The 20,730-nt window shown below is 71.1% G+C and carries 18 protein-coding genes; 13 read left to right on the top strand and 5 right to left on the bottom strand.

The features are described from left to right. The 6 genes from ACJA3G_RS08395 to ACJA3G_RS08370 all read left to right on the top strand — a co-directional run. Positions 1 to 1,977, top strand: a 1,977-nt coding sequence (locus ACJA3G_RS08395) for a putative bifunctional diguanylate cyclase/phosphodiesterase (protein ID WP_406552251.1), incomplete at its 5' end; no start/stop codon positions are given. A 228-nt stretch (positions 1,978 to 2,205) separates the two neighbouring features. Then, a complete protein-coding gene (locus ACJA3G_RS08390) occupies positions 2,206 to 4,065 on the top strand; it encodes an acetolactate synthase large subunit (RefSeq protein WP_406552250.1) in 1,860 nt (619 codons plus the stop codon). Between the two features lie 23 nt (positions 4,066 to 4,088). Then, complete coding sequence (ilvN, locus tag ACJA3G_RS08385; protein ID WP_358836664.1) at positions 4,089 to 4,616, top strand: acetolactate synthase small subunit; 528 nt, start codon at positions 4,089 to 4,091, stop codon at positions 4,614 to 4,616. A gap of 100 nt (positions 4,617 to 4,716) precedes the next feature. Then, the gene (gene ilvC, locus ACJA3G_RS08380; RefSeq protein ID WP_358836665.1) at positions 4,717 to 5,718 is read left to right on the top strand and encodes a ketol-acid reductoisomerase; all 1,002 of its coding nucleotides are present in this window, start codon (positions 4,717 to 4,719) and stop codon (positions 5,716 to 5,718) included. 359 nt (positions 5,719 to 6,077) lie between these two features. Then, complete coding sequence (gene serA, locus ACJA3G_RS08375; RefSeq protein ID WP_406552249.1) at positions 6,078 to 7,670, top strand: phosphoglycerate dehydrogenase; 1,593 nt, start codon at positions 6,078 to 6,080, stop codon at positions 7,668 to 7,670. A 185-nt stretch (positions 7,671 to 7,855) separates the two neighbouring features. Then, positions 7,856 to 8,452, top strand: coding sequence for a TetR/AcrR family transcriptional regulator (locus tag ACJA3G_RS08370; protein ID WP_406552248.1), 597 nt, complete (start codon positions 7,856 to 7,858; stop codon positions 8,450 to 8,452). Here ACJA3G_RS08370 and ACJA3G_RS08365 read toward each other — a convergent pair. Beyond that, complete coding sequence (locus ACJA3G_RS08365; protein WP_406552252.1) at positions 8,441 to 9,616, bottom strand: PucR family transcriptional regulator; 1,176 nt, start codon at positions 9,614 to 9,616, stop codon at positions 8,441 to 8,443. The genes ACJA3G_RS08370 and ACJA3G_RS08365 overlap by 12 nt on opposite strands. 184 nt (positions 9,617 to 9,800) lie before the next feature. Here ACJA3G_RS08365 and ACJA3G_RS08360 point away from each other — a divergent pair, with 184 nt between their 5' ends. From ACJA3G_RS08360 to ACJA3G_RS08350, 3 genes are all read left to right on the top strand, one after another. Next, the gene (locus ACJA3G_RS08360) at positions 9,801 to 10,727 is read left to right on the top strand and encodes a proline dehydrogenase family protein (RefSeq protein WP_406552247.1); all 927 of its coding nucleotides are present in this window, start codon (positions 9,801 to 9,803) and stop codon (positions 10,725 to 10,727) included. 34 nt (positions 10,728 to 10,761) lie between these two features. Next, positions 10,762 to 12,393, top strand: a complete 1,632-nt coding sequence (pruA, locus tag ACJA3G_RS08355) for an L-glutamate gamma-semialdehyde dehydrogenase (RefSeq protein WP_406552246.1) — start codon at positions 10,762 to 10,764, stop codon at positions 12,391 to 12,393. Between the two features lie 145 nt (positions 12,394 to 12,538). Further along, on the top strand, positions 12,539 to 13,081 hold the full coding sequence (locus ACJA3G_RS08350) for a GNAT family N-acetyltransferase (RefSeq protein ID WP_406552245.1): 543 nt from the start codon (positions 12,539 to 12,541) through the stop codon (positions 13,079 to 13,081). A gap of 49 nt (positions 13,082 to 13,130) precedes the next feature. Here the strand turns inward: ACJA3G_RS08350 and ACJA3G_RS08345 are convergent, their stop codons facing one another. Next, complete coding sequence (locus tag ACJA3G_RS08345; protein WP_406552244.1) at positions 13,131 to 13,979, bottom strand: NAD-dependent epimerase/dehydratase family protein; 849 nt, start codon at positions 13,977 to 13,979, stop codon at positions 13,131 to 13,133. A 124-nt stretch (positions 13,980 to 14,103) separates the two neighbouring features. Here ACJA3G_RS08345 and ACJA3G_RS08340 point away from each other — a divergent pair, with 124 nt between their 5' ends. Further along, complete coding sequence (locus tag ACJA3G_RS08340; protein ID WP_406552243.1) at positions 14,104 to 14,937, top strand: helix-turn-helix transcriptional regulator; 834 nt, start codon at positions 14,104 to 14,106, stop codon at positions 14,935 to 14,937. A 31-nt stretch (positions 14,938 to 14,968) separates the two neighbouring features. Here ACJA3G_RS08340 and ACJA3G_RS08335 read toward each other — a convergent pair whose 3' ends face one another. Further along, complete coding sequence (locus ACJA3G_RS08335; protein WP_406552242.1) at positions 14,969 to 15,718, bottom strand: hypothetical protein; 750 nt, start codon at positions 15,716 to 15,718, stop codon at positions 14,969 to 14,971. Continuing rightward, positions 15,715 to 16,065: a PadR family transcriptional regulator gene (locus tag ACJA3G_RS08330; RefSeq protein ID WP_406552241.1), complete on the bottom strand. Its 351-nt coding sequence runs from the start codon at positions 16,063 to 16,065 to the stop codon at positions 15,715 to 15,717. Before ACJA3G_RS08330 ends, ACJA3G_RS08335 begins: the two co-directional genes overlap by 4 nt. 268 nt (positions 16,066 to 16,333) lie before the next feature. Here ACJA3G_RS08330 and ACJA3G_RS08325 point away from each other — a divergent pair, with 268 nt between their 5' ends. Next, positions 16,334 to 16,465 (top strand): hypothetical protein, encoded by a 132-nt coding sequence (locus tag ACJA3G_RS08325; protein WP_406552240.1) that lies wholly within the window; start codon positions 16,334 to 16,336, stop codon positions 16,463 to 16,465. Between the two features lie 44 nt (positions 16,466 to 16,509). Here the strand turns inward: ACJA3G_RS08325 and ACJA3G_RS08320 are convergent, their stop codons facing one another. Then, a complete protein-coding gene (locus tag ACJA3G_RS08320; RefSeq protein WP_406552239.1) occupies positions 16,510 to 18,108 on the bottom strand; it encodes a purple acid phosphatase family protein in 1,599 nt (532 codons plus the stop codon). 231 nt (positions 18,109 to 18,339) lie between these two features. On the opposite strand from ACJA3G_RS08320, the gene ACJA3G_RS08315 reads away from it, so the two are divergent. After that, complete coding sequence (locus ACJA3G_RS08315; RefSeq protein ID WP_406552238.1) at positions 18,340 to 19,380, top strand: 3-isopropylmalate dehydrogenase; 1,041 nt, start codon at positions 18,340 to 18,342, stop codon at positions 19,378 to 19,380. A gap of 240 nt (positions 19,381 to 19,620) precedes the next feature. Continuing rightward, positions 19,621 to 20,706, top strand: coding sequence for a branched-chain amino acid aminotransferase (locus ACJA3G_RS08310; RefSeq protein ID WP_406552237.1), 1,086 nt, complete (start codon positions 19,621 to 19,623; stop codon positions 20,704 to 20,706). Positions 20,707 to 20,730: the final 24 nt, after the last annotated feature.

The following is a 20,730-nucleotide window of genomic DNA, read 5'->3' as shown; positions in this document are numbered from 1 at the left end:
ATCGCCGGCTCCCTGGGCGCGCTCACGCCGTACCTCGCCGCCGCGGTGTGCACCCTGGGCATCCTCTACAACGTGATCGAGGGCCGCCGGGTGGACCGTGTGGTCGTCTTCACCGGGTGCACGGTGGTCCTCGCGCTCGTGGTGCGCCAGGCGATCATGCTGGTGGACAACATCGCCCTGACCCATGAACTGGCCCAGAAGGAGAACCACTTCCGCTCCCTGGTGCAGGGCTCCAGCGATGTCATCATGATCGCCGCGCCCACCGGGATACTGCGCTATGTGAGCCCCGCCGCGGCGGGCGTCTACGGACGGGACGCGGAGGACCTCGTCGGCTCCGAGCTGGCCTCCCTCATCCACCCCGAGGACCTGGGCCGGGTCGTGCACGAGGTGCGGCGCTTTCTGGCCGCGCCCCCGCTGGAGGAGCCGACCACCCGGATCGAGTGCCGCTTCAAGTCGGGCACCGGCGAGTGGCTGAACGTGGAGTCGACCATCAACCGCCACCAGGGCGGCCTCATCCTCAACAGCCGGGACGTCACCGAACGGGTGCGCCTCCAGGCCCAGTTGCAGCACAACGCCGAGCACGACCCGCTCACCGACCTGCCCAACAGAGCCCTGTTCACCGAACGGGTGCGCCAGGCCCTGAGCGGCCGGCGCGCCTCCGACCCCGGCACCGCGGTGCTCTTCATCGACCTCGACGGCTTCAAGCAGGTCAACGACACCATCGGCCACCAGGCCGGTGACGAACTGCTGATCCAGGCGGCCCGCCGCCTCCAGGACTCGGTCCGGGCCGGCGACACCGCCGCCCGCCTCGGCGGCGACGAGTTCGCCGCGCTGATCCTCGGCGACGGCGGCCGGGACCGGGCGGCCCGCCAGCGCCAGGTGTACGAGATCGCCGACCGGCTGCGGCTGACGCTCTCGCAGCCGTACCAGATCGACGGCAACGAGGTCCGGGTCGCGGCCTCCATCGGCGTCGCCTTCGCCGAGCGCGACGTCGGCGCCCGCGAGCTGATGCGCAACGCCGACCTCGCGATGTACCGCGCCAAGTCCGGCGGCAAGAACCGCGTCGAGATGTACGTGCCGCAGATGCAGGCCGAGGTGGTCCGCAAGACCGAGATCGCCGCCCGGCTGCGCACCGCGCTGCACGAGGGCGAGTTCGCGCTGCTGCACCAGCCGGTGGTCAACCTCACCACCGGGCGGGTGGCCGCCGTGGCCGCGCAGCCGCGCTGGAGATCCGCCCAGGGGATCCTCTTCACCCCGGCCGAATTCCTGCGGGTCGCCGAGGACAGCGAGCGCACCACGGAGCTCGGCCGCTGGCTCCTGGAAGAGGCCGTCGCGCAGGCCGCCGAGCGCCGCGCGGCCGGGCACCACGCGCCGGTCGCGGTGCGCCTGCCGGCCCGCCGCCTGCTCGACAAGTCCATGCCGCTCGGCTCGGTGGAAGCCCTGCTGACCAGGTACGGACTGCCCTCGGGCGCCCTGGTGATCGAGCTGTCCGACAGCGACCCCAGGATCTCCTTCGACGAGCTGGAGCGCCGTCTGGTGAGCCTGCGCCGGCTCGGCGTACGGATCGCCCTGGACGGCTTCGGCAGCGGCTACGCGGCGATCAACGCCCTGCGCCGGCTCCCCATCGACGTACTGAAACTGGACAGGGGACTGGTCGAGGGCGTGGTCGAGTCCGCCCGGCTGCACAAGATCACCAGCGGGCTGCTGCGGATCGCCTGCGACCTGGGGATGCAGTCCGTGGCCGACGGCGTGGACGTACCGGAGCAGGTGATGGCGCTGCGGGCGATGGGATGCACGCACGGCCAGGGCATGGCCTTCTCCGGGCCGCTGGACGAGTACCGGCTGCGCCGGGCCCTGGTGCGGGGCGCGTTCCCGTTGCCGGGCGGGGCCGCCGTACTGCCCGTGCTCAGCGGCCGGAAGCTGCCCTCCGTGCGGGTCAATCACTCAAATAGTGAGACACCCGTCCCACCCACTTGACACGTCCGGGGCGCCGGGGGGAGGGTCAATGCCATGCGCACCCGAATTCTCGTACTTGGACAGCGCGTCGGCTGAAGCCGGGCCCCCACGCGGGCCCAGTGGACCACTCCCGACGCGCTCCCCTCGCTTGCCTCACGGCACGAGGGGTTTTTTGTTGCACTGGCACCCCTGAAGCACGACAGCGATCTCGACCAAACCCCCGCATAAACCCTCAGCTTCGAGAAGAGAATGCCGATGACCGAGCAGGCCACCGGGGCCCACCATCCGCAGCCGCGGGCCCGTAACGGCGGACACCACTCCGCCCCCGTCGAGCACGTCACGGGCGCGCAGTCCCTCATCCGCTCTCTTGAGGAAGTCGGGGCCGAGACCGTCTTCGGCATTCCGGGCGGCGCCATCCTCCCGGCGTACGACCCGATGATGGACTCCACCCGGGTCCGTCACGTCCTGGTCCGCCACGAGCAGGGCGCAGGCCACGCCGCCACCGGGTACGCGCAGGCCACCGGCAAGGTCGGCGTCTGCATGGCGACCTCCGGCCCCGGTGCCACCAACCTGGTCACGCCGATCGCCGACGCCCACATGGACTCCGTCCCGCTGGTCGCGATCACCGGCCAGGTCTCCTCCAAGGCGATCGGCACCGACGCCTTCCAGGAGGCGGACATCGTCGGCATCACCATGCCGATCACCAAGCACAACTTCCTGGTCACCAAGGCCGAGGACATCCCGCGCACCATCGCCGAGGCCTTCCACATCGCCTCCACCGGCCGCCCGGGCCCGGTCCTGGTCGACATCGCCAAGGACGCCCTCCAGGCCCGCACCACCTTCTCCTGGCCGCCGCACATGGACCTGCCGGGCTACCGCCCGGTGACCAAGCCGCACGCCAAGCAGATCCGCGAGGCCGCCAAGCTGATCGTCCAGGCGAAGCGCCCGGTGCTGTACGTCGGCGGCGGCGTCCTGAAGGCCGGCGCCACCGCCGAGCTGAAGGTCCTCGCGGAGCTGACCGGGGCGCCCGTCACCACCACCCTGATGGCGCTCGGCGCCTTCCCGGACAGCCACCCGCTGCACGTGGGGATGCCCGGTATGCACGGCGCGGTCACCGCCGTCACCGCGCTCCAGAAGTCCGACCTGCTGATCGCGCTCGGCACCCGCTTCGACGACCGGGTCACCGGCAAGCTGGACAGCTTCGCGCCGTACGCGAAGATCATCCACGCGGACATCGACCCGGCCGAGATCGGCAAGAACCGCGAGGTCGACGTGCCGATCGTGGGCGACGCCCGCGAGGTCATCGCCGATCTGGTCCAGGCGGTCCAGGCCGAGCACACCGAGGGCCACACGGGCGACTACACCGCTTGGTGGAACGACCTGAACCGGTGGCGCGAGACCTATCCGCTCGGCTACGAGCAGCCCGGCGACGGCAGCCTCTCGCCGCAGCAGGTCATCCAGCGCATCGGTGAACTCGCCCCCGCCGACACCATCTTCGCGGCCGGCGTCGGCCAGCACCAGATGTGGGCCGCCCACTTCATCAACTACGAGCGCCCCGCCACCTGGCTGAACTCCGGCGGCGCCGGAACGATGGGGTACGCGGTCCCGGCGGCCATGGGCGCCAAGGCCGGTATGCCGGACCGCCCGGTCTGGGCGATCGACGGCGACGGCTGCTTCCAGATGACCAATCAGGAGCTCACCACGTGTGCGCTCAACAACATCCCGATCAAGGTCGCCATCATCAACAACGGCGCCCTCGGGATGGTCCGCCAGTGGCAGACCCTCTTCTACAACCAGCGCTACTCCAACACCGTGCTGCACAGCGGCCCCGGGGCCACCGGCAAGGAGCCGAGCGCCGGCACCCGCGTCCCGGACTTCGTCAAGCTGTCGGAGGCGATGGGCTGCTACGCGATCCGCTGCGAGCGCCCGGAGGACCTGGACAAGGCGATCGAGGAGGCCAACTCGATCAACGACCGCCCGGTCGTCGTCGACTTCATCGTCCACGAGGACGCCCAGGTGTGGCCGATGGTCGCCGCCGGCACCTCCAACGACGAGGTCATGGCCGCCCGGGGCGTCCGTCCCGACTTCGGCGACAACGAAGACGACTGAGAGAGCAGAGAGAGACCGCCACCATGTCCACCAAGCACACGCTCTCCGTCCTGGTCGAGAACACCCCCGGCATCCTCGCCCGGATCGCCGCGCTGTTCTCCCGCCGCGGTTTCAACATCGACTCACTCGCCGTCGGTGTCACCGAACACCCCGACATCTCCCGCATCACCATCGTGGTCAATGTCGAGGACCTGCCGCTGGAGCAGGTGACGAAACAGCTCAACAAGCTGGTCAACGTCCTGAAGATCGTCGAACTCGAGCCCAGCGCTGCGATCCAGCGCGAACTCGTTCTGGTGAAGGTGCGGGCCGACAACGAAACGCGCTCCCAGATCGTCGAGATCGTCCAGCTGTTCCGCGCCAAGACCGTCGACGTCTCGCCCGAGGCGGTGACCATCGAGGCCACCGGCGGCGCCGACAAGCTGGAGGCGATGCTCAAGATGCTGGAGCAGTTCGGTATCAAGGAGCTCGTCCAGTCCGGGACGATCGCCATAGGGCGCGGCTCGCGGTCCATCACCGACCGCAGTCTGCGGGCCCTGGACCGCTCGGCCTGAACCCGCCCCTCGCGGTGTTCATATCGCGAGACTCAAAACTGACCCTGGCATCCCCGCCGTACGGTGGGACGCAACACCAGCACACCAAGGAGATATCCCAGTGGCCGAGCTGTTCTACGACGCCGACGCCGACCTGTCCATCATCCAGGGCCGCAAGGTCGCTGTGATCGGTTACGGCAGCCAGGGCCACGCCCACGCGCTGTCGCTCCGCGACTCGGGTGTCGACGTCCGCGTCGGTCTGCACGAGGGCTCCAAGTCCAAGGCCAAGGCCGAGGAGCAGGGCCTGCGCGTGGTCACGCCCGCCGAGGCCGCCGCCGAGGCCGACGTCATCATGATCCTCGTCCCGGACCCGATCCAGGCCCAGGTCTACGAGGAGTCCATCAAGGACAACCTGAAGGACGGCGACGCGCTGTTCTTCGGCCACGGCCTCAACGTCCGCTTCGGCTTCATCAAGGCCCCCGAGGGCGTCGACGTCTGCATGGTCGCCCCGAAGGGCCCGGGCCACCTGGTCCGCCGCCAGTACGAGGAGGGCCGCGGCGTCCCGTGCATCGCGGCCGTCGAGCAGGACGCGACCGGCAACGGCTTCGCGCTCGCGCTCTCGTACGCCAAGGGCATCGGCGGCACCCGGGCGGGCGTCATCAAGACGACCTTCACCGAGGAGACCGAGACCGACCTGTTCGGTGAGCAGGCCGTGCTCTGCGGCGGCACCTCCGCGCTGGTCAAGGCGGGCTTCGAGACCCTCGTCGAGGCGGGCTACCAGCCGGAGATCGCCTACTTCGAGTGCCTCCACGAGCTGAAGCTCATCGTCGACCTGATGTACGAGGGCGGCCTGGAGAAGATGCGCTGGTCGGTCTCCGAGACCGCCGAGTGGGGCGACTACGTCACCGGCCCCCGCATCATCACCGCCGACACCAAGGCCGAGATGAAGAAGGTCCTCACCGAGATCCAGGACGGCACCTTCGCCAAGAACTGGATGGACGAGTACCACGGCGGTCTGAAGAAGTACAACGAGTACAAGACCCAGGACGAGAACCACCTCCTGGAGACCACCGGCAAGGAGCTGCGCAAGCTCATGAGCTGGGTGAACGACGAGGAGGCGTAAGCCTTCGCGAGGGGCCGCGGCGGTGCGCCGCGGCCCCTCCGTCCATCCCGTTCCCACCCGGACGGGTGACATTCCCCCTCCGGGACCGTCATGACCAGGGGGAACCCCCATCGGCGGAACAGACCGCCTTGAGCACCACTACACTGCTGCTCAATACCTACGCGTCAGCCCACAGCGTCGTGCGCTTCCACGCGGCTAAGCGACACCGGAGAAGAGCGGGCACATCCCCACGCCGCCCGGCACGCACTCTCGCACCGAACGACGAGGGAACGCACCCACCCTTCTCCGGCGCCGCTCCCCCTCCACCGCCTGCGGCCGTCGGGACGGCAGTCCGCAGCACTGGAACTGTGAGGACTCACGTGAGCTCGAAACCCGTCGTACTCATCGCTGAAGAGCTGTCGCCCGCCACCGTCGACGCCCTCGGTCCGGACTTCGAGATCCGGCACTGCAACGGAGCCGACCGCGCCGAGCTGCTGCCCGCCATCGCCGACGTGGACGCGATCCTGATCCGCTCCGCGACCAAGGTCGACGCCGAGGCCGTCGCCGCCGCGAAGAAGCTGCGGGTCGTCGCCCGCGCGGGCGTGGGCCTGGACAACGTGGACGTCTCCGCCGCCACCAAGGCCGGCGTGATGGTGGTCAACGCCCCGACCTCCAACATCGTCACCGCCGCCGAGCTCGCCTGCGGTCTGCTGGTCGCCACCGCGCGCAACATCCCGCAGGCCAACACCGCGCTGAAGAACGGCGAGTGGAAGCGGAACAAGTACACCGGCGTCGAGCTGAGCGAGAAGACCCTCGGCGTCGTCGGTCTCGGCCGCATCGGCGTGCTGGTCGCCCAGCGCATGTCCGCGTTCGGTATGAAGATCGTCGCGTACGACCCCTATGTGCAGCCCGCGCGGGCCGCGCAGATGGGCGTCAAGCTCCTCACCCTCGACGAGTTGCTCCAGGTCGCGGACTTCATCACCGTGCACCTGCCCAAGACCCCCGAGACCCTCGGTCTCATCGGCGACGAGGCGCTCCACAAGGTCCAGCCGCACGTCCGGATCGTGAACGCGGCGCGCGGCGGCATCGTCGACGAGGCCGCGCTGTACTCGGCGCTCAAGGAGGGCCGCGTCGCGGGCGCGGGCCTCGACGTGTACGCGAAGGAGCCCTGCACGGACTCCCCGCTCTTCGAGCTCGACCAGGTCGTCTGCACCCCGCACCTCGGCGCCTCCACCGACGAGGCCCAGGAGAAGGCGGGCATCGCGGTCGCCCGCTCGGTGCGCCTGGCGCTCGCCGGCGAGCTGGTGCCGGACGCGGTCAACGTCCAGGGCGGGGTCATCGCCGAGGACGTGAAGCCGGGGCTGCCGCTCGCGGAGCGCCTGGGCCGGATCTTCACCGCGCTCGCGGGCGAGGTGGCGGTCCGCCTCGACGTCGAGGTGTACGGCGAGATCACCCAGCACGATGTGAAGGTGCTCGAACTCAGCGCGCTCAAGGGCGTGTTCGAGGACGTGGTGGACGAGACCGTCAGCTACGTCAACGCGCCGCTGTTCGCGCAGGAGCGCGGCGTCGAGGTGCGGCTGACCACGAGCTCGGAGTCCCCCGACCACCGCAACGTGGTCACCGTGCGCGGCACGCTCTCCGGCGGCGAGGAGGTCGCGGTCTCCGGCACGCTGGCGGGCCCCAAGCACCTCCAGAAGATCGTGGCGATCGGCGAGTTCGACGTCGACCTGGCGCTCGCGGACCACATGGTGGTGCTGCGCTACGACGACCGTCCGGGCGTCGTCGGCACCGTCGGCCGGATCCTGGGCGAGGCGGGTCTGAACATCGCGGGCATGCAGGTCGCCCGCGCGGAGGAGGGCGGCGAGGCCCTCGCGGTCCTGACCGTGGACGACTCGGTCCCGCAGCCGGTCCTGAACGAGCTGGCGGAGACCATCGGCGCGGCCTCGGCCCGCTCGGTGAACCTGGTGGACTAGCCGTTCGGCTGCGGGTCCGCCGCGGCTGAGCGCGCGGTTCCCCGCGCCCCCAACCACCCGGGGGCGCGGGGAACTGCGCGAGCAACCCAGCACGGTCCGCAGAGAGTGATCACCCTTGGTGCGGCACACCCGTCCTGCCATACGCGCGTATTACACGAATGTCTAAAACACGGTAGGCTCCCCGCATGGGACACCGTGAGGATCTGCTCGAAGGCGCCAAGCGCTGCCTGCTGGAGAAGGGCTTCGCGCGGACGACCGCGCGGGACATCGTGAAGGAGTCGGGGACGAACCTCGCGTCCATCGGCTACCACTACGGCTCCAAGGACGCGCTGCTCGCGCAGGCGTACATCGCCCTGGTCGAGGGGGTCTCGGTCGCCTTCGACGCGCCCGAGCAGGGCCCGGCCACCGAGCCGGGTTCGCTGGAGCGCTTCCAGGAGGTCTGGTCGAACGTCATCTCCACCATGGAGCAGCCCGGCTCGATGTGGCACCTCAGCATGGAGATCATCGTCATGGGCGACCAGCTGCCGGGGGTGCGCGACCATCTGGCGAAGGCCCAGCGCGAGGGTGCGCGCGGCATCATCCCCATGTTCATGGGGGGCGAGGAGGCCGAGGTCGGCGACGAGGACGTGGACACCCTCGGCAAGCTCTACATGACGCTGATGATGGGGCTCATCGCCCAGTGGACCTTCGACCCGGGGACCGCGGCGAGCGGTGCCGAGCTGACCGAGGGCCTGCGGCGGCTCGTCCGCGCCCTGGACGCCGGGAAGCCCTCACAGGCGTGACGCCTTCAGGGCCATGTGCAGCAGCAGCCGGTCCTCGCCGTCGTCGAGGTCGAGTCCGGTGAGCTGCTCGACCCGGGAGAGCCGGTAGTAGAGGGTCTGGCGGTGGATGCCGAGCGCCGCCGCCGTACGGCCCGCCTGGCCCGCGTGGTCGAGGAACACCTCGGCGGTGCGGGCCAGTTCGGTGTGGGCCGGGCTGAGCAGGGAGGCGACCGCCGGGTCGGGCCGGGCGGTGCCGGGGAGCGCGGTCAGCAGCCGGTACGGGCCGATGCCCGCCCACTGGGCGACCGGGCCGAGCCCCGGTTCGGCGAGCGCGGCCCGGGCCGCCGAGGTCGCCTCGTGCCAGGAGGCGGCCAGCTCGCCCAGGCCCCGGCGGGCCGGTGCGATCCCGGCCGCGGCGCCCGGACCCGCCGTGGCGCGCAGCCGTTCGGCGGCGGTCAGCGCGGGCGTGAGCGCGTCGGCCGAGCGCAGCCGCACCAGCGCCCCGAGCAGCCGGCCGGGCGCGGCCCCCGCGCTCTCCTCCGCACCCTCCTCGCCGGGCGCCCCCCACGGCACCGCGCACACCGCGGCCGTCCCCGGCACGGTCCGCGCCGAGGGCGTCTCCCGGGACCAGGGGCTGACGCAGACCACCGTGTGCAGGCCGTCCGCGTCCGGGCCGAGCGCCGCGCGCAGGGCCGTCGTCGCCATGTCGCGCTGCCAGCCCGGTCCGGCGGTCAGGGCCGCCCGGAACTCACGGGACAGATCGGTGCCCGCCCGCGTCTCGTCGGCGAGCAGCCCGCCGATCCGGGCGGCCACCTCCATCGCGGCAGCCAGCCGGTCGTCGGCCGGGCCGGGGTCGGCGTCCAGCAGCCACACGTAACCGAGCACCACGCCCCGGTGGCGCACGGGCAGACAGATCCGGTCGCGGAAGACGCCCGCCTCGGGGGCGGCCGGGATACGGACCGGGCCGGTCGCCCGGGTGATGCCGAACCCCTCGAACCAGGCGCGGACCGCCGGGGTGGAGCGGCGGGTCAGGATCGAGCGGGTGCGCACCGGGTCCATGGCCGAGTCGTCCTCGGAGTCGTGCGCGCCGAAGGCGATCAGCCCGAAGTCCCGGTCCTCCAGGGTCGCGGGGGCGCCGAGCAGCGCCGAGATCTCATCGACCAGGTCCTGGTAGTCGCCCTTCACAGCAGCCATTCTCGCGCACTCCGGCCCCGCCTTCAGACATCTGTCCGAGATGCGGGGCACGGATGCGTGACAGGTGTCGATGGCAGAGGATCGGACGGATATCTAGGTTTCACGGTGGTTCTCCGTGCCGTTCCCCGATCGTCGGGTGCCGGCCTCCTGCTACCCCTTTCCATGGAGGTACCCCGTGCTGGGTCCCGTGATCCTCGCCGCGTCGCGCAGCGACAAGATGCGCCGCTTCGTCTCGGCCGCGCCCGGCACCAAGCAGGTCGTCGACCGGTTCATCGCCGGTGAGACGGTCGACCAGGTCGTGCCGATCGTCGAGGACGCCGCCGCCAGGGGCCTGGAGGTCACCCTGGACGTGGTGGGCGAGGACATCACCACCGTGGAGCAGTCCCACGCCGCGCGGGACGCCTACCTTGAGCTGATCGAGCGCCTCAAGGGCCTGGACCTGGGCACCCGCGCCGAGATGTCCGTGAAGCTGTCGATGTTCGGACAAGCGCTGGAGGGCGGCCACGAGCTCGCCCTCGCCAACGTCCGCCCGGTCGTCGAGGCCGCCGCCGCCATCGGCACCACGGTCACCCTGGACGCCGAGGACCACACCACCCTCGACTCGATGTTCGCCATCCACGAGGAGCTGCGGAAGGACTTCCCGCAGACCGGCTGCGTCATCCAGGCCTACCTCTTCCGCACCGAGGAGGACGCCCGCCGCCTGGCCGCCGCCGGCAGCCGCGTGCGCATCGTGAAGGGCGCCTACAAGGAGCCCGCCTCCGTCGCCTTCCAGGACAAGGCCGAGATCGACAAGGCGTACGTCCGCGTCCTGAAGATCCTCATGGACGGCGAGGCGTACCCGATGATCGGCTCGCACGACCCGCGGCTGATCGCCATCACCCAGGAGCTCGCGCGGCGCGCCGGGCGCAAACTGGATGAGTACGAGTTCCAGATGCTGTACGGCATCCGCAGCGACGAGCACGTGCGGCTCGCGGCCGAGGGCCACCGGATGCGCGTCTACACGGCGTACGGCACCGACTGGTACGGATATTTCATGCGCCGCCTCGCGGAGAAGCCCGCCAACCTGCTCTTCTTCGCCCGCTCCATCCTCACCAAGGGCTGAGCCCACCACCCCTCATCAAGGAGTTCAGAGACTCATGGACGCTGTAACCCAGGTCCCCGCTCCCGTCAACGAGCCGGTGCACGGCTACGCCCCGGGTTCGCCCGAGCGCGCGCGCCTGGAGGCCAAGCTCAAGGAGCTGGCCGAGAACCCGATCGAGCTTCCGATGACCATCGGCGGCGAGAAGCGGATGGGCGGCGGCGAGCGCTTCGACGTCGTGCAGCCGCACAACCACAAGGCCGTCCTCGGCACCTTCGCCAACGCCACCACCCAGGACGCGCGGGACGCCGTCGACGCGGCCCTCGCCGCCGCCCCGGCGTGGCGCGCGATGTCCTTCGACGACCGCGCCGCGATCATCCTGCGCGCCGCCGAGCTGCTGGCCGGCCCGTGGCGCGAGACGCTGGCCGCCTCGACCATGCTCGGCCAGTCCAAGACCGCCCAGCAGGCCGAGATCGACACCCCCTGCGAGCTCGTCGACTTCTGGCGCTTCAACGTGCACTACGCGCGTCAGCTCCTCGCCGAGCAGCCCCCGGCGAACTCCCCGGGCGTGTGGAACCGTATGGACCACCGCCCGCTGGAGGGCTTCGTCTACGCGATCACGCCGTTCAACTTCACGGCCATCGCGGGCAACCTGCCGACCGCCCCGGCCCTGATGGGCAACGTGGTCGTGTGGAAGCCGTCCCCGACCCAGACCCACGCCGCCGTGCTGCTGATGCGGCTCCTGGAGGAGGCCGGTCTGCCCAAGGGAGTCATCAACCTCGTCACCGGTGACGGTCTGGCCGTCTCCGAGGTCGCCCTGAACCACCGCGACCTGGCGGGCATCCACTTCACCGGTTCCACCAAGACCTTCCAGCACCTGTGGAAGACGGTCGGCACCAACATCGAGAAGTACCGCACCTACCCGCGCCTCGTCGGCGAGACCGGCGGCAAGGACTTCGTCGTCGCGCACCCCAGCGCCGACCGCGCGGTGCTGAAGACCGCGCTGACCCGCGGCTCCTTCGAGTTCCAGGGCCAGAAGTGCTCGGCGTCCTCGCGCGCCTACATCCCCGCGTCGATCTGGAACGACGGCTTCAAGGAGGAGTTCGCGGCCGAGGTCGACGGCATCACCATGGGTGACGTCACCGATCTGTCGAACTTCATCGGCGCCGTCATCGACGAGCGCTCGTTCGCCAAGAACAAGGCCGCGATCGACCGCGCCAAGGCCGACGCCTCCTGCACGATCGTCGCGGGCGGCAGCTACGACGACTCGGTCGGCTACTTCGTCCGCCCGACCGTCATCGAGTGCACGGACCCCGAGAACGAGGTCTTCACGACCGAGTACTTCGGCCCGATCCTCGCGGTCCACGTCTACGAGGACGAGAAGTACGACGAGATGCTGGCCCAGATGGAGTCGGTCTCGGACTACGCCCTCACCGGCTCGGTCATCGCCGGCGACCGCGCGGCGGCGGCGTACACGATGGACAAGCTCCGCTACGCGGCGGGCAACTTCTACATCAACGACAAGTCGACCGGCGCCGTCGTCGGCCAGCAGCCCTTCGGCGGCGGCCGTGCCTCGGGCACCAACGACAAGGCGGGCGCCCCGCAGAACCTGATGCGCTGGACGCTGACCCGCGCCATCAAGGAGACGCTGGTCCCGCCGACCGACTACACGTACCCCCACATGGGCTGACGCCGGTCACCTCCGAACCCCGCCCCCGTCCTTGGTCCCCCAACCGAGGACGGGGGCGGTTCGCGTTCCGGGCCGGGGCGCGAGGGAGTTTGGTGCAGCCGCGCCCGGCGCGCAAGGGCGCGAAGCGGCCTGCCACAGTGGTCGCATGACTGAGTCTCAGCACACCGCGCACACCTCGCAGCTCGGCCCGGACGGCCTGCCGAGAATCCGCGAACTGCTCGACGCCGCCTTCGACGGGGACTTCAGCGACGAGGACTGGGACCACGGCCTCGGCGGCGTCCACTCCTTCCTCGACGACGAGCGGGGCATCGCCGCGCACGGCAGCGTGATCATGCGCCGGGTGCTGCACGGCGGCCGGTCCTACCGCGTCGGCTACGTCGAGGCCGTCGCCGTACGCGCGGACCGGCGCCGCCAGGGGCTCGGCGGGCGGGTCATGACCGCCCTGGAGCATGTGATCGACGAGGCGTACGCGTTCGGCGCGCTCTCCGCCTCCGACGAGGGCGCCGCGCTCTACCGCTCCCGCGGCTGGCAGGTCTGGCCGGGACGGATCGAGGCGCTGAGCCCGGACGGGGTGGTGCGCCTCGCCGAGGAGGAGGGCACCACCTTCCTCCGCCCGGCCGCGGGCCGCCCGCTGCCCGACCCCGCCCAGCCGCTGATCTTCGACTGGCGCGACGGCGACGTGCTCTGAGGCGCGGGCGGCGTGCCGGGGCGCGGGCGGGGGGTCCGATGCCGGGTGCTCAGAGCACGCCCGCGTCCCGCGCCGTCCACACCGACGGGTACAGCGGCCGGAAGCCCAGCTCGTCCCGGATCCGCAGCGTGGACATGATCGTGTAGAACGGGTCCGGGTCGGTGCGCCGCGCCAGCTCCGGCGGCACCTCCACCCCGTTGAGCTGGTGCAGCTCGACCGCCGTCACCGGGCAGTCGTCCGCGATGTTGTACTTGCGGCCCGCCACCCCCGGCGCGTACAGCAGCCGCATCAGCCCCTGGGCCACGTCCGCGTGGTGCACCATCGGCAGCCGCTGGTGCGCCGCCCACTGGCCCGCCCAGTACACCGAATGCGCCAGGTGCGGGTCGCCCTCTCCGTAGACGAAGGCGAGCGCTCCCACCCGCACGTCGAGGCCGTGCTCGCGGTGGAGGGCGAACAGGCCCTCCTCGGCGGCGGCCTTGGACTCCGCGTACGTCCCCCACAGTGGCCCGCCCGGCACCGGCGCGTCGTCCTCGGTCAGCGGACGCCCGCGCCCCAGGCCGTACGCCAGGTTCGACGACACCTGGACGAGCCGGCCCACCCCGGCCTCCAGCGACAGCCGGCCCAGCGCGAGCGCCGCGTCACGGTTGACCGCGCGGTTCTCCTCGTCCGGCACGTTCCGGTAGGACACCGCCAGGTTCACCACCGCGTCCACCCCCGCCAGCGCCTTGCGCACCGACTCCTCCTCGCGCACGTCGCCGACCGCGACCTCATGGGCGCCGAGGGCCGCGCCGCGGGCCTCGTCGCGCACCAGGACCCGCACCACGTCGGCCCGCTGGACCAGCCTCGGCACGAACCTGCGGCCGACCTCGCCCGTCGCCCCCGTCACCAGGATCCGCATCTTCCGCTCCTCTCGATCGCCTGGCCCCAGCGTGGCGCGAGGTGGCCGGCGGCGGGAGGGACGTCCCCATCCAGGGAGCGGCACTCCCTGGATACGGAACGGCACCGACCGTCATGCTGAGGGGGTGGACAGAGAAGAACTCGCGGACTTCCTGCGGCACTGCCGGGCCCGTCTCGGACCGGCGGACGTGGGCCTGGCGGCCGGTCCCCGGCGGCGGACGGCCGGGCTGCGCAGGGAAGAGGTCGCCCAGCTCACCGGGATGTCGGCGGACTACTACACCCGGCTGGAGCAGGCCCGCGGCTCGCGTCCGTCCCGGCAGATGCTGACCGCGCTGGCGCGGGCGCTGCGGCTCAGCCGGGACGGGCGCGATCACCTCTTCCACCTCGCGGGCGAGGAGCCGCCGCGTGAGCGGCACGGCTCGGTCCATGTGCGCCCGGGTCTGATGCTGATCCTCGACCGGCTGCACGACGCGCCCGCCCAGGTGATGAGCGACTGGGGGGAGGTGCTCGCCCAGAACGCGATGGCGGCGGCCCTGGTCGGCGAGGCCGCGCCGGGCCGGAACATCATCCGCCGCTACTTCACCGAGCCGTCGCTGCGCGCCCTCTTCCCGCCCGAGGACCAGCCGGGCCACGCCCGCAGCCATGTGGCCCAGCTGCGGGCGGTGCTCGCGGCCCGCCCCGACGACCCGGAACCGGCCGCGCTGGTGGCCGAACTGCGGGGGTGCAGCGAGGAGTTCGCCGCGCTGTGGGACCAGCACGAGGTGGAGACCCGGCACGCCAGGGCGAAGCGGTTCCTCCACCCCGTGGTCGGCCTCCTGGAGCTGGACTGCGAAATCCTGCTCAGCTCCGGCGAGGGCCAGTTCCTGGTGGTGCACTCGGCCCGCCCGGGCACCGACGCCCACCAGCGGCTGGAGCTGCTGAGGGTGGTGGGCCTCCAGGACCTGCGGGTCGGCGGCTGAGGGCGGGCGGCCGGCGCCCGCCCGGGCGGCGCTACGCGTCCTCGGCGCCCCGCGCGATCTCGCGCTTGACGCGCCGCCAGCCGAGGGCGAAGCCGAGCGGGGTGGCGACGGCCGCGCCGATCAGCGCCGGGTACATCACCAGGTCGCCCCCGTAGTGCACCGCGACGGCGGTCACGGAGCCCGAGACGACCGCGGCGGCCAGCATCTGCTTCAGCTTGCCCCGGTAGGTGGTGCTCAGCAGGAGCTGCTTGGCGGGCGGCGCCACCAGCTCGTCGAGCCCGGCCGCGGGCCCGGCGCTGGCCGCCTTGGGGCGCTTGAAGTACATGTACAGCAACCAGTGCCCGCACGGCTCCCAGCCGTCCGGGGCGAGCCGGGCGGTGACCGTCGCACGCTCGGCGGCGCKGTCGGCGCTCTCCCGGCGGTACTCCCACCGCATCGCCGCCGCCGGGTCGCGCCGGCACACGAACCGGCCGAGCCGGTCCAGGCCCTCGACCTCCCAGCCCTGGTCGCCGTAGTGGTTGAGGTGCTTGCGGTCGGTGTAGATGTCGGTGGCCCACTTCCAGGTCTCCGCCCCGGCGTCCGGCTCCTCGGCGGCCCGGCCGCCGGTGAGCCGCGCCGCGAAGTCCTCCGGCGCGCCGAACTCCTCGTACGGGTCGGTGGACCCGGACTCGGCCAGATAGCCGGTGAGCTCCGCGACGGTCGCCGTCACCTCGCTCCGCGGCATCCCCGCGGCCCGGAGCTTCCCGGCGAGCGTCCCGAAGTAGTCGCTCTCTTCGCTCATGTGGCACGTCCCCCTGGTGTCGCGCTGGTCAGCATGGTCTTCACGGCGGTGTGGAACTCCAGCCAGGAGGCGCCCTGCTCGGCGAGCGCCCGCCGGCCCTCCTCCGTCAGCCGGTAGTACCGGCGGCCCGGTCCGCGCTCGGCGGCGCGGAACTCCCCGACGGCGAGCCCGGCCTCTTCGAGCCGGTTCAGGACGGGGTAGAGCGTCCCGCCCTTGATCTCCCCGAGCCCGGCCGCGGCCAGGGTCTTGGAGATCTCGTACCCGTAGCTCTCACCCCCGGTGAGGCAGGTGAGGACGAGGAGGTCGAGGACGCCCTTGAGCCAACTGGATCTGCGGTCTGCGGCCATGCGTGTATTCCAGCACCACCTAGGTAGGAATGCAAACTAGATGGCACCGCCTGAACTATCCGTGCCGCCGTCTCAGATAGTAGGAAGTCCGAGTAATCGTGGAGACAGAAGCGGAGTCCTCCCTTAGCTTTGTAGGAGCCGAACGTCTCGCTAGATCCAGCGAATGGCGGTCGCGAGCGCGGTGCCCCTTGGCAGGCAACCCCTGCGGCAGCGCTCCCCGCCCCTTCCGGCGCCTCGATATCCCCGTGATCTCAAGGAGTCGATCCTCATGTCCGAGACGACGACCGTCCGCCGTGTCCGCCACACCGCCCGTACGAGCGACACCGACCGCAAGAACGCCGCCGCCGCGCTCCAGCGCGCGCTGGACCGCAGGGACAACGGGGGTGCCACTGGGCACTAGGGCGTGTTGCGAAAGTCCCGCCTGCCCCGCGACGCCGACACGCCCTAGGCCGCTCCTGGGCGCCCCGTCGCGCCCCGACGGATCTCGAAGTGGTCGATCCGCGCGCCGGACTCGGCGAGGGCCGAGACCGTCATCGACGGGCGGAGGCCCGCCTCCACCTGCACCGCCAGGAACGAGTAGCCCGTGAAGCGCACCCGGGACCACTCCACGGTCTCGGCCGCCTTCGCGCGGCCCTTGAGCCAGTGGTAGCTGGCCACGCTCTCCTGGTCCTTGACGTGGCCCTCGTAGCTGTCGGGCGCCGGGAAGTCGTAGAGCGCCCGGCCCGCGCCGCCGGCCGTGACGTACACGATGCCGTCCCGCGTCGGGTCGGTGCGCTCACCGATCGGCACCTTGCGTCCCACGGCGCCCCGCAGGATCGCGTCGGTGCGCTCGTACACATGGTTGTGGCCGTTGATGACCAGGTCCACCTGGTGCTTCTCGAACAGCGGCACCCAGGCGTCGCGCACCCCGCCGTCCGAGGCGTGCGCGTTGGTGGTCGAGAAGGCGCAGTGGTGGAAGAAGACCACCACGAAGTCGACCCGGCGGTCGGCGCGCAGTTCGCCCAGCCGCCGGTCGAGCCACCGGGTCTGCCCGCCGCCGCTGATCCCGAAGTTGGCGGGGATCTCGTACGAGACGTCGTTGGCGTCCAGCGCGACCACGCCCACGTTGCCGTGGACGAACGAGTACACCCCGGGCAGTCTGACCGGGTCCGGGCCGTTGCCCGGCAGCGACCAGCGGGCGTTCTGGCCGCCGTAGCCGTCCGGCGAGTACCAGGCCTCCATGTCGTGGTTGCCGGTGGTCACCATCCACGGCACGGTCTTGGCGACCGACTCGGTCTGGGCGAGGAACTGGTCCCAGGTGCGCGCGTCGTAGGTGTCGCCGGGGGTGCCCGAACCGGACGGGTCGGCGTAGCAGATGTCGCCCGCGTGCAGATGGAAGGCCGGGTTCTGACCGAGGATCAGCTGGTCGTTGCCGAGCGCGTGGTAGCTGACGCCCTGGTCGCCGAAGGCCGTGAAGGTGAACGCCCCGGCACGCTCGGGCGCGGTGGTGAAGGTGCCCAGGGTGCCGAGGTTGCGCGGGTCGGCCGGATCGAAACCGTCGTGGCCGACGCCGTAGTAGTACGTGGTGCCCGGCCGCAGCCGTTCCAGGCCCGCGTGCACGTAGTACTGCTCGGCCGCCGCGATCTTTCCCCCGTTGAGCACCGGCGTGCTGAGGTGGCGCACCTCGGCGTCCATGCGGTGGCTGAGCGCCCAGGGCTTGAGACCGATCCGGATGTACGGCCGCCGCACCGCGAACGGCACCTGCCAGGAGACCGCCATCTGCGTCTTCGGGTCGGCGCCGTAGGCCAGATGCCGGCCGAACGGCGCCACCAGCGAGCCGTCCACCTCGGTGGCCGTGCCCCAGGAGGTGAGCGCCGCCGGCGCGGTGCGGGCGGGCGAGGCGGCGGCCGGGGTGCCCGCCCCGACGCCGGCGACCGCGGCGGTCGCCACCGAGGTGCGCAGCACCCCGCGCCGGGTCAGCCGCGTACGCAGGTACTCGTGCTGCTCGGCCATGTTCATACGGCCGGCGAGCTTCTCAGGGATGCCGAAACGAGGGATGTCCATGGCCGGAAACGTCCTCTCCTCAGACGACGCGCATCTCACCGGGGGGTGAACGGGACGCGTACAGCTCCCCATGCAACTCCCCGCAATGCCCCCGCACATCACCCCTACCAGCCATTCGGCGGTCTCCCGGAAGGGCTGGGGCGAGAGCCCGTCCGATCAGCCCCTGTCCGTATCCTGTCCGTATCGTGGACTCCACATGTCAACGCATGGGACGCGGAGTACGGTGCATTCATGTCTCGCAGCATCGATCTCGCAGTGATCCCCGGTGACGGCATCGGCCGGGAAGTGGTGGCCCAGGGCCTGAAGGTCCTCAACGCCGTCCTTCCAGCGGATGTGAAGCTGGAGACCAAGGAGTACGACCTCGGCGCCCGGCGCTGGCACCGCACCGGCGAGACCCTGCCGGAGACGGAGCTGGAGGCGCTCGCGACCCACGACGCGATCCTGCTCGGCGCCATCGGCGACCCGAGCGTGCCGTCCGGCGTCCTGGAGCGCGGTCTGCTGCTGAAGCTCCGCTTCGCCTTCGACCACTTCATCAACCTGCGCCCGTCGAAGCTGTTCCCGAACACGGCGACCCCGCTGGCGGGCCGTCCCGAGATCGACTTCGTGGTGGTCCGCGAGGGCACCGAGGGCCCCTACACGGGCAACGGCGGCTCGCTGCGCACCGGCACCCCGGCCGAGGTCGCCACCGAGGTCAGTGTGAACACGGCGTACGGCGTGGAGCGCGTGGTGCGCGACGCGTTCGCCCGCGCCCAGGCCCGCCCGCGCAAGAAGCTGACGCTGGTGCACAAGAACAACGTCCTGGTCTTCGCCGGGCACCTGTGGAAGAACATCTTCGACACGGTGGCGAAGGAGTACCCGGACGTCACCACCGACTATCTGCACGTCGACGCCGCGACGATCTTCTTCGTCACCCAGCCCGAGCGGTTCGACGTGATCGTCACCGACAACCTCTTCGGTGACATCCTCACCGACCTGGCCGCCGCCGTGACCGGCGGAATCGGCCTGGCCGCGTCCGGCAACATCAACCCGACCGGCGCGTTCCCCTCGATGTTCGAGCCGGTCCACGGCTCCGCGCCCGACATCGCGGGCCAGGGCAAGGCCGACCCCACGGCCACGGTCCTCTCCGTCGCCCTGCTCCTGCGCCACCTCGGTTACGAGTCCGAGGCGGCCCGGATCGAGGACGCCGTCCAGGCCGATCTGGCCGCCCGGGACGGCTCCGCCCGTACCACCGACGAGATCGGCGACGCGCTCGCCGTACGAGTATCGGGCTGACCCGAGCGCTCTCTCCCAGACAAGCCGCCGGGTCGCACCAGCACCCGGCGGCTTTTCCTGTACGGCCCCGGGGTGCCACCATCAGTCCCTGGGCCGCAATCACACCGTTTCAGTCATGGTCCCGCACGAGCGATAATCGAACGTGGGACCGCGGCATGCGGAAAAGCTCGGACGTCCTAGCAGCAGCGAAGGCGGCGTGAGCGCGGTCCGACCCACACAACCGGTGAAGGACACGCAACCATGACGACGCCCACGATCGAGCTCAAGCCCTCCGCGAACCCGCTGTCGGACGCGGAGCGTGACGCGATCCTGGCAAGCCCCGGATTCGGCCGCCACTTCACCGATCACATGGTGACGGTCAAGTGGACCGAGGGCCGCGGCTGGCACGACGCGGAGCTCACCCCGTACGCGCCGCTGTCGATGGACCCCGCCAACATGACGCTGCACTACGCGCAGACGATCTTCGAGGGTCTGAAGGCCTACCGTCAGCCCGACGGCACGGTGGCGACCTTCCGGCCCGAGGCCAACGCCGAGCGCTTCCGCGCCTCGGCCCGCCGGATGGCGATGCCCGAGCTGCCGGACGAGCTGTTCATCGCCGCCTGCGACGCGCTGATCCAGCAGGACCGGGCGTGGGTCCCGTCCTCCGGCGAGGCCTCGCTCTACCTCCGGCCGTTCATGATCGCGAGCGAGGTCGGGCTGGGTGTGCGCCCGGCGAACGAGTACCTGTTCATCGTGATCGCGTCGCCGGCCGGGGCGTACTTCCCCGGTGGCGTGAAGCCGGTGTCGGTCTGGCTCTCCGAGGAGTACGTGCGCGCGGTCAAGGGGGGCACGGGCGCGGCCAAGACCGGCGGGAACTACGCCGCGTCCCTGGTGGCCCAGGCCGAGGCGGCGGGGCACGGGTGCGACCAGGTGGTCTGGCTGGACGCGGTGGAGCACCGGTGGATCGAGGAGATGGGGGGGATGAACCTGTACTTCGTGTACGGCGACCGCATCGTCACCCCGTCCCTGACCGGTTCGCTCCTGCCGGGCATCACGCGGGACTCGCTGCTGAAGATCGCGCGGGACCTGGGGTACACGGCCGAGGAGGGCCGGATCTCCACGGAGGACTGGAAGCGGGACACGGAGGCGGGGACGCTGACGGAGGTCTTCGCGTGCGGGACGGCGGCGGTGATCACGCCGGTGGGGTCGGTGAAGTCGGCTCGGGCGAACTGGACGCAGGGGGATGGGGAGCCGGGTGAGGTCACGATGAGGCTGCGGAAGGCGCTCCTCGACCTTCAGACGGGGGCGAGGCCGGACACGCACGGCTGGATGCACCGTCTGGGCTGAACGTTTTTTGCCCCCACCCCGCCC

Origin of the sequence: Streptomyces sp. YS-3, assembly GCF_045257485.1 — a bacterium.
GTDB lineage: Bacteria > Actinomycetota > Actinomycetes > Streptomycetales > Streptomycetaceae > Streptomyces.
The sequence above is the reverse complement of the archived record's forward strand: the minus strand, read 5'-3'. Positions and strand labels throughout refer to the sequence as shown.

Excerpts from the sequence above, each read along its gene's own strand:
- ACJA3G_RS08310 (WP_406552237.1), top strand. The coding sequence starts at position 19,621 with ATGACGACGCCCACGATCGAGCTCAAGCCCTCCGCGAACCCGCTGTCG.
- ACJA3G_RS08345 (WP_406552244.1), bottom strand. The coding sequence starts at position 13,979 with ATGCGGATCCTGGTGACGGGGGCGACGGGCGAGGTCGGCCGCAGGTTC.
- ACJA3G_RS08370 (WP_406552248.1), top strand. The coding sequence starts at position 7,856 with ATGGGACACCGTGAGGATCTGCTCGAAGGCGCCAAGCGCTGCCTGCTG.
- ACJA3G_RS08390 (WP_406552250.1), top strand. The coding sequence starts at position 2,206 with ATGCCGATGACCGAGCAGGCCACCGGGGCCCACCATCCGCAGCCGCGG.
- ilvN (WP_358836664.1), top strand. The coding sequence starts at position 4,089 with ATGTCCACCAAGCACACGCTCTCCGTCCTGGTCGAGAACACCCCCGGC.
- ACJA3G_RS08350 (WP_406552245.1), top strand. The coding sequence starts at position 12,539 with ATGACTGAGTCTCAGCACACCGCGCACACCTCGCAGCTCGGCCCGGAC.
- pruA (WP_406552246.1), top strand. The coding sequence starts at position 10,762 with ATGGACGCTGTAACCCAGGTCCCCGCTCCCGTCAACGAGCCGGTGCAC.
- ACJA3G_RS08325 (WP_406552240.1), top strand. The coding sequence starts at position 16,334 with ATGTCCGAGACGACGACCGTCCGCCGTGTCCGCCACACCGCCCGTACG.
- ACJA3G_RS08320 (WP_406552239.1), bottom strand. The coding sequence starts at position 18,108 with ATGGACATCCCTCGTTTCGGCATCCCTGAGAAGCTCGCCGGCCGTATG.
- ACJA3G_RS08315 (WP_406552238.1), top strand. The coding sequence starts at position 18,340 with ATGTCTCGCAGCATCGATCTCGCAGTGATCCCCGGTGACGGCATCGGC.
- ACJA3G_RS08330 (WP_406552241.1), bottom strand. The coding sequence starts at position 16,065 with ATGGCCGCAGACCGCAGATCCAGTTGGCTCAAGGGCGTCCTCGACCTC.